The sequence below is a fragment of the Microbacterium sp. genome (assembly GCF_047972865.1).
In the GTDB taxonomy this organism is placed as follows: Bacteria; Actinomycetota; Actinomycetes; order Actinomycetales; family Microbacteriaceae; genus Microbacterium.
Window position 1 is genome coordinate 1 of record NZ_JBKEAY010000205.1, and the last position, 13,349, is coordinate 13,349.

General features: G+C 70.2%; 15 protein-coding genes and 1 tRNA gene. 6 read left to right on the forward strand and 10 right to left on the reverse strand.

Annotation, left to right across the window (positions count from 1 at the left end; translation table 11 throughout):
• Nucleotides 1–223: tyrosine-type recombinase/integrase (locus ACK5KK_RS12315; RefSeq protein ID WP_416890377.1), on the forward strand; the 223-nt coding region annotated here is incomplete at its 5' end.
• Here ACK5KK_RS12315 and ACK5KK_RS12320 read toward each other — a convergent pair.
• The 6 genes from ACK5KK_RS12320 to ACK5KK_RS12345 all read right to left on the reverse strand — a co-directional run bounded on the left by ACK5KK_RS12320 (nucleotide 224) and on the right by ACK5KK_RS12345 (nucleotide 5,261).
• Entirely contained in the window at nucleotides 224–694 is a 471-nt protein-coding gene (locus ACK5KK_RS12320) for a hypothetical protein (RefSeq protein WP_416890378.1), read from the reverse strand.
• On the reverse strand, nucleotides 691–1,128 hold the full coding sequence (locus ACK5KK_RS12325) for a transposase (RefSeq protein WP_416890379.1): 438 nt from the start codon (nucleotides 1,126–1,128) through the stop codon (nucleotides 691–693). The genes ACK5KK_RS12320 and ACK5KK_RS12325 overlap by 4 nt, the downstream gene beginning before the upstream one ends.
• A gap of 453 nt (nucleotides 1,129–1,581) precedes the next feature.
• Nucleotides 1,582–1,667: transfer RNA gene (locus ACK5KK_RS12330), tRNA-Leu, on the reverse strand.
• 66 nt (nucleotides 1,668–1,733) lie between these two features.
• A complete protein-coding gene (locus ACK5KK_RS12335; RefSeq protein ID WP_416890380.1) occupies nucleotides 1,734–2,819 on the reverse strand; it encodes a VIT1/CCC1 transporter family protein in 1,086 nt (361 codons plus the stop codon).
• Between the two features lie 78 nt (nucleotides 2,820–2,897).
• Nucleotides 2,898–3,413 carry an SRPBCC family protein gene (locus tag ACK5KK_RS12340; protein WP_416890381.1) on the reverse strand — a complete coding sequence of 172 codons (516 nt, stop codon included), beginning with the start codon at nucleotides 3,411–3,413 and terminating at the stop codon, nucleotides 2,898–2,900.
• A gap of 18 nt (nucleotides 3,414–3,431) precedes the next feature.
• Entirely contained in the window at nucleotides 3,432–5,261 is a 1,830-nt protein-coding gene (locus ACK5KK_RS12345) for a DEAD/DEAH box helicase (RefSeq protein ID WP_416890382.1), read from the reverse strand.
• A gap of 66 nt (nucleotides 5,262–5,327) precedes the next feature.
• Between ACK5KK_RS12345 and ACK5KK_RS12350 the strand changes: the two genes are divergently transcribed.
• Nucleotides 5,328–6,170, forward strand: a complete 843-nt coding sequence (locus ACK5KK_RS12350) for an SGNH/GDSL hydrolase family protein (protein WP_416890383.1) — start codon at nucleotides 5,328–5,330, stop codon at nucleotides 6,168–6,170.
• A gap of 7 nt (nucleotides 6,171–6,177) precedes the next feature.
• On the opposite strand, the gene ACK5KK_RS12355 is transcribed toward ACK5KK_RS12350, so the two are convergent.
• On the reverse strand, nucleotides 6,178–6,969 hold the full coding sequence (locus ACK5KK_RS12355) for a TrmH family RNA methyltransferase (protein ID WP_416890384.1): 792 nt from the start codon (nucleotides 6,967–6,969) through the stop codon (nucleotides 6,178–6,180).
• A gap of 60 nt (nucleotides 6,970–7,029) precedes the next feature.
• On the opposite strand from ACK5KK_RS12355, the gene ACK5KK_RS12360 reads away from it, so the two are divergent.
• From ACK5KK_RS12360 to ACK5KK_RS12370, 3 genes are all read left to right on the forward strand, one after another.
• Nucleotides 7,030–7,881 (forward strand): Sir2 family NAD-dependent protein deacetylase, encoded by an 852-nt coding sequence (locus ACK5KK_RS12360; RefSeq protein ID WP_416890385.1) that lies wholly within the window; start codon nucleotides 7,030–7,032, stop codon nucleotides 7,879–7,881.
• Between the two features lie 62 nt (nucleotides 7,882–7,943).
• Nucleotides 7,944–8,549, forward strand: a complete 606-nt coding sequence (locus ACK5KK_RS12365) for a histidine phosphatase family protein (protein WP_416890386.1) — start codon at nucleotides 7,944–7,946, stop codon at nucleotides 8,547–8,549.
• A gap of 1 nt (nucleotide 8,550) precedes the next feature.
• On the forward strand, nucleotides 8,551–9,168 hold the full coding sequence (locus tag ACK5KK_RS12370) for a TetR/AcrR family transcriptional regulator (protein WP_416890387.1): 618 nt from the start codon (nucleotides 8,551–8,553) through the stop codon (nucleotides 9,166–9,168).
• Between the two features lie 9 nt (nucleotides 9,169–9,177).
• Here the strand turns inward: ACK5KK_RS12370 and ACK5KK_RS12375 are convergent, their stop codons facing one another.
• From ACK5KK_RS12375 to pdhA, 3 genes are read right to left on the reverse strand one after another with little or no spacing between them, the layout of a single operon-like run.
• On the reverse strand, nucleotides 9,178–10,458 hold the full coding sequence (locus tag ACK5KK_RS12375; RefSeq protein ID WP_416890388.1) for a dihydrolipoamide acetyltransferase family protein: 1,281 nt from the start codon (nucleotides 10,456–10,458) through the stop codon (nucleotides 9,178–9,180).
• Nucleotides 10,455–11,465, reverse strand: a complete 1,011-nt coding sequence (locus tag ACK5KK_RS12380; protein WP_416890389.1) for an alpha-ketoacid dehydrogenase subunit beta — start codon at nucleotides 11,463–11,465, stop codon at nucleotides 10,455–10,457. The genes ACK5KK_RS12375 and ACK5KK_RS12380 overlap by 4 nt, the downstream gene beginning before the upstream one ends.
• Entirely contained in the window at nucleotides 11,465–12,580 is a 1,116-nt protein-coding gene (pdhA, locus tag ACK5KK_RS12385; protein WP_416890390.1) for a pyruvate dehydrogenase (acetyl-transferring) E1 component subunit alpha, read from the reverse strand. Before pdhA ends, ACK5KK_RS12380 begins: the two co-directional genes overlap by 1 nt.
• 291 nt (nucleotides 12,581–12,871) lie before the next feature.
• Between pdhA and ACK5KK_RS12390 the strand changes: the two genes are divergently transcribed.
• On the forward strand, nucleotides 12,872–13,345 hold the full coding sequence (locus tag ACK5KK_RS12390; protein ID WP_416890420.1) for an Lrp/AsnC family transcriptional regulator: 474 nt from the start codon (nucleotides 12,872–12,874) through the stop codon (nucleotides 13,343–13,345).
• The last annotated feature ends 4 nt before the right edge of the window (nucleotides 13,346–13,349 follow it).

A 13,349-nucleotide genomic window follows, 5' to 3' on the forward strand; every position in this document is an offset into this window, starting at 1 on the left:
GCTGCGGCACACCGCGGCGATGCGGCTCCTCCACGCCGGTGTCGACACGACCGTAATCGCGCTCTGGCTCGGCCACGAGCAGATCGCCACAACCAACATCTACATCCATGCCGACCTGACTCTGAAGGAGAACGCCATCGCGAAGGTTGCGCCAGTCGCGACCACACCACAAGCCCGCTACCGGCCACCGGACGCCGTGCTCGCCTTCCTCGACGCCCTCTGATTATGCCGACCTCCCCGGCCCGGAGACCGCCCCAGAGCTGGGGTCCGGCCGCAACATCGGCATAACCACGACATCGGCATAACAGCTGTAGACCTGACCGGGTGCGGTCGCGACCAGTTCCGGGACCTTCCGCGGCGGGTGTGACGCGAGCCGGCGGCGTTCCCTCACTTGCGCGTTCTCGGCGAGGACCCGGTACATCGTTGACACCGAGGCGACGTACTGGCCGCGTTCAAGGAGGACCGCGTAGACCTGTAACGGCGGCTTATCGACGAACTCGTCACTGTTGAGCGCCTCCAGCACCCGGGCTCGCTCCGGACAGGACAACTCGTTCACCGGCTCAGGCCGCGGCGCAGGGTCGGTTTTCGGGGAGGGGGCCTTCGCGCGCGCTGCGGTCGCGCGTGGCACCCCGGTCAGCACGGCGGCCTGCCGGGTCGACACGCCCGCCCGGGCCAGGTCCTGGGAGGCCGTCATGAGCGCTTCCCGCGCTGATCGTCGGTGTCCGCGCTCTCGGAGATCTGCTCCAAGAGCGCGTGCAGTTTTCCCATGATCTCCAGCGCGGCCTCCGCGGTATCACGCTCCTTCTCAGCCCGCCGCAACTGCGCCTTCACCCGGGCAAGCTCGGCCTGCTCCCGCGACGGCCGGCCGACGGGTTCGCCCGGACTCTTCCCATCGAACAAGCCCGCATCACGCTGCCGACGCCACTCCGAAATCAACGACGAATACAACCCCTCGCCACGCAAGTACGCGTTGCCTTGCCCGGTCTCGCAAGCGACCTCGTACTCGGACAGGTACTTCAGTTTCTGTGCTGGCGTGAACGAGCGACGACGAGCACGACCAACAGGATTCGACGGAACGGACACCACTCCATCATCGGCGACCGCGGAAACGGCGACCAGAGAACTCACACTCATCAGACACGTGATCCTTCAACACCCCGCGAAGACGGACATGCTATGAACCGGTGGACTCACCCAACCCTGACACGCAGGGCGAGGCCATGACACGCGATAGCGATCTTACAGAGACGTTCGAGCCCGCTTGTGAACGAGTGGAGACCGACGTGCAGTGGGTAACTTCGATCAAAGTCAATGTCGTCGCCGGAACCCAACGCCCGATCGGGACTGTCGCCAGTCTGCGGAGCCCCGAGACGGTCAGATCCGTCGCAAACTGCGACTCCGAAACCAAGCTCTCCCAGATGACTCCACCCGGCACGGTCAATGGCCCTCCGTTCACATGCGCCTTCAACCACTACCGTATCGACTCATCGCGCAGGGCTTAGCACTTTTTCTAGCACTTTCGCGCGAAACAGCCCCTGACTCGGAGCCTAAAACTCCTGATCAGGGGCTGTTTCTATTGCGTGCGCGAGGGGGGACTTGAACCCCCACGCCCTAATACGGGCACTAGCACCTCAAGCTAGCGCGTCTACCTATTCCGCCACCCGCGCGTGAGTGTGGTTGTCACCAACCGAAGATCGACCTTACCACGTTCGACCCCAATCGATGCACCACGTTCAGCCCATCGACACCCCGAACACCAGACCCAGCACGTAGGTGACCGCTGCCGCGCCGAAACCGATCGCGAGCTGGCGGATGCCGCGCCGCAGCGGCGGCGCGCCCGACAGCAGCCCGACGGCGGCGCCGGTGGCCAGCAGCGCCAAGCCCACCATCAGCAGCGCGAGTCCGACGGCGGCCAGCCCCGACATGCCGAACAGCCACGGCAACACCGGGATGATCGCTCCGGAGGCGAAGAACAGGAAGCTGGAGGAGGCGGCCGCGAACGCGCCACCGACCACCTCGTGATCGGACGCCTCGGCATCCAGGCGGTCACGGTGCGGGCCGTCCTCGCTGTGCGCGGAGCGCAACGCGCGCTCCGCGCGGGCTAGAGCCTCCTCCTCGGTCAGGCCGCGAGCACGGTAGACGAGCGCGAGTTCGTTGGCGTCGATGTCCAGATCGGGCAGCACTGCGTCGGCGGCGGAGGACGGCTCGGTCGAGTCCAGCAACTCCCGTTGCGAGCGGACGGAGACGTACTCCCCCGCTCCCATCGACAGCGCCCCCGCGAGTAGACCGGCGATGCCGCTGAACAGAACGAACTGCGGAGCCACGCCGGTCGCGCCGATCCCGAGCACGAGGGCGAGGTTCGACACCAGGCCGTCGTTCGCCCCGAACACGGCGGCTCGGAACGATCCGGACAGCCGGCGCCGGCCGCGGGCGGCGAGTCCACGCACGACCTCGCTGTGCACCTTCTCGTCGGCCGCCATCTGCGCGGTCGCATACGGTTCGTCGTCGTACGGCGAGCGGCTCTCTGCGTTCTGGGCCAGGGCGAGCACGAAGATCGAGCCGAACCGTCGCGCCATCCAGGCGAGCAGCACGGCGCCGAACCCGCGGTGCGGGAGCCGTTCCGGTTCACCGTCGAGCAGTTCCAGCCAGTGGGCCTCGTGGCGCCCTTCAGCCTCGGCCAGGGCCAGCAGAATGTCGCGCTCCTCGCCGTCACGCCGGGTGGCGAGCTCGCGATAGACCCGCGCCTCGGCGCGTTCGTCAACGAGGTAGCGCGCCCAGCGGCGGCGGTCGGCGGCAGTGGGGACGGCAGGGGAAGACACGGCGACTCCGGGATCGGATCGGGGCGGTCGATCTCGGGACGGATCGACCGCTAAAGTACGGGGGCGACTCCGTCCACGTTAGCGAGGCCTGTCGCCCGCCTCGTACGATTCGCCCGGATTGCCAGCATTTCGGGGCCCCGAAGCGGATGCCGCGATGCGCCGTATCCCGCGCTTCCCCACCACCATCACCCGGTGGTGCGCGAGCCGGAACACCGGTCGCAGCAGCGGGCTGAGCCACCGCATCCACCGTCGCTGCACCGCCACCCGCCACGTCCAGCTCAGCACGGTCGTGCCGGGTGCGGGCGAACTCACCTCCAGCAGCCCCTGCCCCCGTAGGTCGCCGGATGCGGTGATCTCGACGCGTCGGACGGGAGCGACCTCGACCACGTCCACGACGACGCGCAGCCGGTACCCCAGCGGACTGCGTACCGTCAGCGCGCGCCGCTGGCCCACCGCGAGCGGGGCCGGGTCGAACGACACCGCGGGCCACCACGGCGCCCGGCCGTCGGCCAGCGCATCCGACAGCACACGCCAGCACTGTGCCGGCGGCGCGTCGATCCGCCACCGGCTCACAAACGCGTAGTGCCCCCTCATGTCGCGAGGGTAGCCCGGCTACGAGCGGACCCGGGAGCGGAGCAGATCGATCCGCGCTTGCAACTGCGTGACCGTCGCCTGCGCCACCGCGGGGCCGCCGCACAGTCGTCGCAGTTCCGCGTGCACGGCGCCGTGCGGCTCCCCGCTCTGACGCGCGTACAGACCGACCAGGCTGTTGAGCAGCTGCCGCTGCTCCCGCAGGGTGCGGTGCAGCGGAGCGGGCAGGGCACCGGGCCCCGGCGCCTCCCCCCGTTCCCGCGCCTGTGCCTCGGCGGACTCACGCGCCACCCGGTGCCGCGATTGCCGGGCTTGGCGTTGCATCAGCAGGTCATGCACGTGTTCGGGTTCGAGCAGGCCCGGCAACCCCAGGAACTCTTCCTCCTCCGGCGTTCCCGGAACGGCCAGCTGACCGAACTCGCGGCCGTCGTAGAGCACCCGGTCGAAGTGCGCGATCGACCCGAGCGCCTGGTAACTGAACTCCTCCGTCAGCGCGTCGGAGGCGTCGTCCTCGCGTTCGGCCTGCTCCAGCAGGTCGTCATCGAGGCCGTCGTCGGTGCCTTCGCGGTCCAGCGCGTGGTCGCGTTGCCGTTCCAGTTCTTCGGCGAGGGCGAGCAACTGCGGCACGTTGGGGAGGAACACCGAGGCGGCCTCACCGCGCCGTCGGGCGCGCACGAAACGGCCGATCGCCTGCGCGAAGAACAGCGGTGTCGAAGCGCTCGTCGCGTAGACCCCGACGGCGAGGCGGGGAACGTCCACCCCCTCGGAGACCATACGCACCGCCACCATCCAGCGGCTGTTGGACTGCGCGAACGTCTCGATCCGCGCCGAGGCGGCGCTGTCGTCGGACAGCACCACTGTGGGGTCCTCCCCCGTGATGCTTCGAAGAATCGTCGCGTAGGCTCGGGCGGCGGTCTGGTCGGTCGCGATGACCAGCCCCCCGGCGTCGGGGACTTCGCCGCGCATCTCGGTGAGCCGACGGTCCGCCGAGGTCAGCACGGCGGGGATCCACTCGCCCTCGGGGCTGAGCGCGGTGCGCCAGGCCTGCGCCGTCACGTCTTTGGTGTTGTCCTGCCCGAGGTGGGCTTCCAGCTCGTCGCCGGCGCTCGTGCGCCAGCGCATCCTGCCCGCGTACACGTGGAACAGCACCGGCCGCACGACCCCGTCCGCGAGCGCGCGACCGTAGCCGTAGTTGTAGTCGGTGCGGGACAGGCGGATGCCCTTCTCGTCGGGGTGATACTCCACGAACGGGATCGCTGCGGTGTCGCTGCGAAACGGGGTGCCGCTCAGCAGCAGCCGTCGCGTCGCCCGCCCGTAGGCCTCGCGCAGCGCGTCACCCCAACTGAGCGCGTCCCCTCCGTGGTGGACCTCGTCGAGGATGACGAGCGTGCGTGCGTCGAGAACGAGCGTCTCGTGGACGGACGCCTTCACGGCGACCTGCGCGTAGGTGACGGCGACGCCGTGGTAGTGGCGTGCCGGCGTGTGGTGTCGGTTGCTGAACCGCGGATCGAGCCGGATCGACACACGCGCGGCGGCGTCGGCCCACTGCGTCTTCAGGTGTTCGGTGGGTGCGACCACGACGATGCGTTCGATGACCCCGCGCCGCATCAGTTCGCTCGCCAGACGCAACGCGAACGTCGTCTTCCCCGCTCCCGGGGTGGCCGCGGCGAGGAAGTCGCGGGGTCCTTTGCCGACGCCGTCGGGCCCGTCCGCCTCGAAGTACGCCTCCAGCGCCTCCGCCTGCCACGCTCGCAGATTCTGGGCGGTGCCCCAGGGGGCACGCTGCGGATACGACGGGGACAGGTGCTCGGCGGCGAAGCTGCCGAAATGCTCTTGTTCCTGTCCGGTCACGAACGACCACCCTAGGCCAGGCCGGGGACAGGTAGCCTCGAATCGACCACGAGTCGAGGAACCATCATGCGCAGGAACGAATCTTCCGAAGAACATCACCGCAGCCCCTACGTACCCAACGAACGCCCGCATCCGTGGCGGCGGATGGTCGCGATCGGCGACTCCTTCACGGAGGGGATCGGCGATCCCGAGCCGTCGCTGCCGGGCGGCCACCGCGGCTGGGCCGACCGGGTCGCGGAGGTGCTCGGCAGCCAGGTCGACGACTTCGCGTACGCGAACCTCGCCGTGCGCGGCAAGCTCATGGCCCAGATCGTTGCGGACCAGGTCGAGCCCGCCCTGGCGCTGAGCCCCGATCTGGTCACCTTCTCCGCCGGCGGCAACGACGTCATCCGGCCGGGGTCCGATCCGGATGACGTCGCGGCGCAGTTCGAGGATGCCGTGGCCCGCCTGTCCTCGCGGGGCGCGTCGGTCGTGGTGTTCACCGGCATCGACACGCAGTTCACGCCGGTGTTCCGCGGCATCCGCGGGAAGGTCGCGATCTACAACGAGAACATCCGTGCCATCGCCGACCGGTACGACGCCATCGTCGCCGACCAGTGGGCGCTCAAAGAGATTCAGGACACGCGGTTCTTCGACGACGACCGGCTGCACCTGAACGCGCTGGGCCACCACGAGGTCGCGCGGATGGTGCTGCGCGCCCTCAATGTGCCCAACGAGCTGCAGCCGATGGAGCCCCGCCCGAAGCCGTCGCTCACGTGGCGTGCGGCGCGGGCCGAAGACTTGGTGTGGGCGCGAGCGCACCTGGTGCCGTGGGTGCTGCGGCGACTGCGTCACCAGTCCAGCGGCGACGCGATCACCGCGAAGCGTCCCGAGCCGGCGCCCGTCACACGCCCCGGCCCCGACGGCTGAGACCGCGTCAGCGCAACGCCCAGAGCGCGACCGCGGCGGCCGCCGCGACGTTCAAGGAATCCACTCCCCCGCTCATCGGGATCGTGACGACACTGTCGGATGCCGCCACAGCGCGGCGCGACAGCCCGTCGCCCTCGGCGCCCAGCAGCAGCGCGACACGCTCGGGCCGGGCGGCGGCGAACGCGTCCAGCGGCACCGCCCCGTCGGCGAGGGCGAGCGCGGCGAGGTGGAGACCCACCTCGTGGAGGATGCCCCCGGCCTCCGGCCACGGCGGCAACCGCGTCCACGGCACCTGGAACACCGTGCCCATGCTCACCCGAATGCTTCGCCGGTACAGCGGGTCGCCGCAGCGCGGGGTTACCAGCACGGCATCCGCGCCCAACCCCGCCGCCGCCCGGAAAGCGGCGCCCACGTTGGTGTGGTCGACGATGTCCTCCAGTACGAGCACCAGCCGGGCGTCCCCGACGATCTCGGCGACCGGCGGCAGCACGGGCCGTTGCATAGCCGCCAGCGCGCCCCGGTGGACGGCGTAGCCGGTGAGCCGCTCGGCAACGTTACCCGGCACGACGTACAACGGCGCCTCATCGGCGAGCACCTGCGCCTCCGGCACCCATTTCTCCTGCACCAGGACCGACCGCACCCGGTGCCCCGCGGCGCGTGCGCGCGCGATGACCTTCACCGATTCGGCGATGTACAGGCCCTCGGCCGGCTCCCGAACCCGCCGCAACGCGACGTCGGTCAGGTCGCGGTAGTCGGCCAGTCGGGGATCGGCCGGGTCGTCGATCCTCACGATGGACATGCACACACTCTCGCATGGCCGCGTAACCTCCGCGAAAAGACCCGGGCGTAATCTCAGGGGGTGACCACGACGCTCCACTTCGATTCCGCGACCTCCGCCGCGATCGGGCGGGCGGTGGACGCGCTCGCGGGCCGACAGGTCGCCGTGCTCACCGGGGCCGGGGTGTCGACCGACTCGGGCATCCCCGACTACCGCGGCAAGGGCGCGCCGGTGCGCACCCCTATGACGGTGCAGCAGTTCCTCGGCAGCGAGGATGCGCGGCGTCGCTACTGGACGGGCAGCCACCTGGGCTGGCGCACCTTCGCGGCGACCGAGCCCAACGGCGGTCACGAGGCCTTGGTGGCGTTGGAGACGCAGGGAGTCGCGACCGGGGTGATCACCCAGAACGTCGACGGGCTCCACCTCCGGGCCGGGAACCGCCGGGTGATCGAACTGCACGGCACGATGCGCCGCGTGCAGTGCATCCGGTGCGGCCAGATCTTCGACCGCCGTGATCTCGCGGTCCGGCTCGAACACGACAACCCGTGGCTCGCCTCGCCCGACGCGGTTGCGCTGGGCCCGGACGGCGACGTCCTGCCCGAGTCCAGTGCCGGCCTGGTGGTGCCGGCCTGCACCGTGTGCGCCGGCATCCTGAAGCCCGACGTCGTCTTCTTCGGCGAGTTCATCCCCTCGGAGAAGTTCCATGAGGCCGAACAGCTCGTGCGCGCCAGCGATGCCCTCCTGGTGGCCGGCTCGTCGCTCGTGGTCAACTCCGGCATCCGGCTCGTCGAGCGTGCGCGCCGTCGCAAACTCCCCGTCGTGATCGTGAACCGCGGCGACACACGCGCCGACCGCAAGGCGACCGTCAAGATCGATGCGGGAACAACGGAAGTGCTGCAGGCGCTGGTGGGCCCCCTCACGGCGCTGCGCTGATCGCTGCCTCCTCCCGGGCGCACCCGAGGCGGCGCGGGTGCGGGCGCGGTTAGGCTCGAGGTGTGACGACCCTCACTCTCGTTCGCCACGGCGAGACCGACTGGAACGCGCAGCGCCGCATCCAGGGCTCGACCGACGTCCCGCTCAACGACACCGGGCGCGGTCAGGCACGCACCGCCGCCCGCACCCTCCGCGACGCTCTGCCGCGCGACGTCCCGGTCGTGGTCGCCGCCAGCGACCTGTCCCGGGCCCGTGAGACCGCGAGCATCATCGCCGAGGAGCTGGGAGTGGCGACCCCGCGCACGTACGCGCAGTTACGCGAACGCGGCTACGGCGACGCGGAGGGCGTCGGGATCGAAGAGTTCTACCGCCGCTGGGGCGACTGGCACACCGCCCGCGTCCCCGGTGCGGAGGAGGCCACCCAGGTCCGCACGCGTGCGCTGACGGGCCTGCGTCTGCTCATCCGGGATGCCCGGCGTGCCACCGCGCCGATCGCTCCGAACGTCGTGGCGGTCTCGCACGGCGCCTTGATTCGCACTCTCATTTCGCACGCGACCGCGGGGGCGTTCCCGGCGACGGGGGAACGCCTGGCGAACGGCTCGGTGCACACGTTCCTGGTTGAGCGCGACCGGCTGCAGCTCGTCTCGTACGCCGGGCACGCAGGCTGACATGTCGGCCTCCCCCGTCGGCACCGCCCGCGACCGCGCGAAGGCGGACCGGTCGGCGGCGCTGCTGCGGGAAGGGGCGCGACTGTTCAGTGCAGCAGGCTTCGACGGGGTCAGCATCGAGGATCTCGGTGCCGCCGTGGGGGTCACCGGGCCGGCCGTATACCGGCACTTTCGCGGCAAGAGGGACCTGCTGGCGGCGCTGCTGCTGCGCACGAGTGCGCAACTCCTCGACGGCGGTCGCGTATGCATGACCGAGCACACCGACCCGCAGGACCGCCTGCGTGCGCTCATCGACTTCCACGTCGGGTTCGCCCTCGACCAGAGCGACGTCATCCGCGTGCAGGATCGCGATCTGGGCCGGCTGGCGCCCGAAGAGCGGCACGAGGTGCGCCGACTGCAGCGCGCTTACGTCGAGCTATGGGTCGATGTGCTCGCCGACCTGCACCCCACCGCGGCCCGGGAACGGCTCCGAGTACAGGCGCACGCCGGGTTCGGTCTCATCAACTCCACGCCGCATTCGGTACGGGGGCTGCGCGATGCGCCCGACGACGCCACGGTGCGCGGCATCCTCACCGATGCGGCGCTGGCCGCGCTGACCATGCCCGTGGGGCGGCGCTGAGCGGCGCGGTCACCGCACGAGCGCCCGGGCGGGGTTCTCCAGCACATCCCCCACGTCGCGGAGGAACGCGGCTCCGCCCTCGCCGTCGATCAGGCGGTGATCGAACGAGAGGCTGAGCGTCATCACCGAGCGCAGTTTCACCTTGCCGCGATGCTCCCACGGGCGGCGGGCCACCGCCCCGACGCCGAGGATGCCCGCTTCCGGTGGGTTCAGGATCGGTGTGCCGGCTTCGATCCCGAACACGCCGAAGTTCGTGATCGAGAACGTCCCTCCGGTGAGGTGCCGCGGCGACACGGTGCCCTCCCGGGCGGAGCGGGTCAACGCGCCCAGCGCGTCGGACAGCTCGGTGAGGCTCATGCGCTGCGCCGCCGGGATGTGGGGCACCAAAAGTCCCCGCTCGGTCGACACGGCGATCCCGAGGTTCACATCCCGGTGGTGCACGATCTGCCCGTGCTCCTGATCCCACTGGGAGTTGAGTGCCGGATGCTGCGGCAGTGCGCCGCACGTGACCTTCGCGACGACCGCCAGCAGGCCGATGCGGTGCCTGGACAGGCGTGCGTCGTCGCGGAGGGCGTCGATGAGGTGCAGCGTAGCGGTGACATCGATCGTGTGGAACATCGTCACGTGCGGTGCGGTGAAGGCGCTGCGGGTGACCGCATCCGCCGTGCGCCGACGCAGCCCGCGGATCGGCGTGCGCGCCGGGGCGGGCTCGGCGGACACCGAGGCCGGGGCAGCGGGTGCCAGCGCCGGGTCCGCCGCCCGCGCGGCGCGTTCCACGTCGGCACGGCTGATTAGCCCCGCGCCTCCGGTGGGGGTGACCGTGGTCAGGTCCACGCCCAGCTGTTTCGCCAGCACGCGCACCGGCGGTGTCGTCGCCGGTCGGTGCGGGCTGTCGCCGTGCTCTGGAAGCGCCGCACGGCGCGGGCAGCTCGCGTCGACGGCGGCCGGGCCGCCGCGGCGTCGCGCCCGCCGACGCGGTCGCTCGGCGCTGTGGGCCGCGGCACCGTAGCCGACGAGGTTCGGGTGCGGATCATCGGCGGAGACCGGTTCGTCCGCCACCTCGAACACGATCAGCACCTCGCCGACCGACACGGTCGCCCCGGCCTCGTGCTCGAGTCGCTGGACCACACCGGCGTAGGGCGAAGGCAGCTCGACGACCGCCTTCGCGGTCTCGACCTCGGCGATCGTCTGGTTGAGGGCGACGTCGTCCCCGGGCACGACGTGCCACCGCACGATCTCCGCTTCTGGAAGCCCTTCCCCCAGGTCGGGAAGGCGGAACTGGGCGATCACGGTGCCACCGGTGACAGGCTGTGGGGCCGGTCCAGGACGCGGTCCACAGCGTCGAGGATGCGGTCGAGGTCGGGTAGGTGATGCCGCTCCAGTTTGGCGGGCGGGTAGGGGATGTCGTGGCCGGTGACCCGCTCGGGAGGGGCTTCGAGGTGGAAGAAGCACTTCTCGGTGATGGTGGCGACCAGTTCTGCGCCCAGGCCCGCCTCGCGGGCTGCTTCGTGAGCGACGACCACACGACCCGTCTTTCGCACCGATGCGGTGAGGGTGTCGTAGTCGACCGGTGACAGGGACCGCAGATCGATGACTTCCAGCGAGATGCCCTCGTCCTCGGCGGCGGTCGCGGCATCCACCGCGACCTCCACCTGACCACCGTAGGCGATCAATGTGGCGTCGCTGCCGACACGGATCACACGGGCCAAACCCATCGGCCGCGCGTCGGCGAGGGGCGCATCGAGGTCGACTTCGCCCCTGGTGTGGTACAGCCGTTTCGGTTCGAGGAAGACGACGGGGTCGTCGCACGCGATCGCCTGCCGCAGCATCGTGTACGCGTCCTCCGGGCGCGACGCGGCCAGCACGCGCAGTCCCGCGGTGTGTGCGAAGTATGCCTCCGGCGATTCGGAATGGTGTTCGGCTGCGCCGACCCCGCCGGCCCAGGCCACCCGGATCGTGAGCGGCATCGTCACCGCGCCCCGGGTCCGGTAGTGCTGTTTGGCCACCTGGCACACGATCTGGTCCAGCGCCGGGTAGACGAAGCCGTCGAACTGGATCTCCACGACGGGACGGAAGCCGCGAAACGCCAGACCCACCGCGGTGCCCACGATCCCCGCCTCCGCCAGCGGCGTGTCGATGACCCGTTGCGGTCCGTATGTGTCGAGCAGGCCGTCGGTGACCCGGAACACTCCCCCGAGTCTTCCGATGTCCTCGCCCATCAGCACGACGTGCTCGTCTTCGGCGAGGGACCGGTCCAGGGCTGCCCCGAGGGCCTTGCCCATCGTGAGCGTCGCCATCACTCCTCCTCCTCGAACGTGTCCAGATAGGCCGAGAAGCGGGTGCGCTGCTCGGCGAGTCCGCGATGGGGCTCGACATAGACGTGGTCGAACACGGACGCGGGTTCGTCGGTGACCGCGGTGTGGGCTTCGCGCCGCATCGCCGCGGCGAACTCCTCGGCGGACGTCTGCGCCGCCCCGGCGAAGGCGTCATCGATGATGCCCTGAGCCCGCAGGTATGCGTCGAACCGGGTGATCGGGTCGGCCTGGCGCCACTGCTCGACGTCGGCGTCGTCGCGGTAGCGGGTGGGGTCGTCCGAGGTCGTGTGCGGACCGATCCGGTAGGTCACCGCCTCCAGGAACGCGGGACCGCGGCCGCGGCGGGCGTGGTCGAGTGCCCACCGCATGGCAGCGGTGCAGGCCAGAGCGTCGTTGCCGTCCACCCGCAGACTCGGGATGCCGTGTCCGTGCGCCCGGGCCGCGAGCGGTGCGCGGGACTGCACCCGGACCGGTTCCGAGATCGCCCACTGGTTGTTGGAGCAGACGAAGACGACCGGCGCCTGGAAGGACGCGGCGAACACCATCGCCTCGTGCACGTCGCCTTCGCTGGTCGCGCCGTCGCCGAAGTAGGCCACGGCCACCTGGTCGCCGCCGTCTCGTTGCACACCCATCCCGTACCCCACCGCGTGCAGCGACTGGGCTCCCACGATGATCTGCGTGGGGGCGATCGAGAGGGTGTGGGGGTCGTACGCGCAGAGGCGTTCGCCGCGCCACGTGAGCACGGTGTCGCGCGCCGTGGCGCCGCGCACCAGCAGCAGCCCGAGCTCGCGGTAGCTCGGGAACAGGAAGTCGTCGGCGCGACAGGCGTGTGCCGTTGCCACCTGCACCGCCTCCTGGCCCGCGGCGGGGGCCCACAGCGCCAACTCGCCCTGGCGTTGCAGCGCGACGCCTTCGAGGTCGACGCGGCGCGCGAGGACCATGTCCCGGTAGAGGTCCCGCAGGGAGCCGGCATCGACGTCGGCGATCCACGGGTCCAGTAGCGGATGGGCCAGGCGCACACCGTCGCGCGTCAGCAGGCGCAGGGGATCACCCAGCCCGGTGGTCTCGTCGGTGGTCGGAGACAGAATGCGGTTCATCGTCGCCCCTCCGGTGCGGCGCGCCTTGTGGGCCGCCGCTCAGATCTGCGAACACGGCGTCGTCGCCGTGTTGTCTGCGACGCTACGCCCGGATCGCACCTCGCTCAAGTGGGTCGCTTGTCGTTGAGCATCATGCATCCTCTTGTCCGGATTCTTCAGACATTTATGTGAGCCCGTGCGGCGCGGCTCACTGGACGTGAGCCGCTTTCCGCGCACTTCGATGACAAAAGGGCCGATAGTCTGAACATGTTGCACAGGGTGCATTGAGTATACGTGCTAATCTCGCGCATGATGAGTGCTCTCGATCCCGTCGATGTGCGGTTGCTCAACGCGCTGGCCGACGATCCGCGTGCGACGGTGGTCGCGCTGGCCGATCGTCTGGGCATCTCGCGCAACACGGTGCAGGCGCGGATGTCGAAGCTGGACCGATCAGGGGTGCTGCTCTCGTTCGAGCGGTCCATGTCGACCCACGCCCTCGGCTATCCGATTGAGGCACTGATCGCCGTGCAGGTGCGGCAGGCCGATCTCCCCCGCATCGTCGAAGAGCTGCAGGAGATTCCGGAGGTGGTGCAGGCGCACGGGCTGAGCGGCCCGGTCGACCTCATGGTCCGCGTCGCAGCGCGGGACACGAAGCACCTGTTCGATGTTGACGCGGGCATCCTCGCCATCGACGGGGTGGAGCGCACCGAGACCTCACTGGTCATGGAAGAGGTCATCGGTCATCGCATCCGGCAGCTGCTCGACCACGGGCGCCCCGCGTCGTGACGAC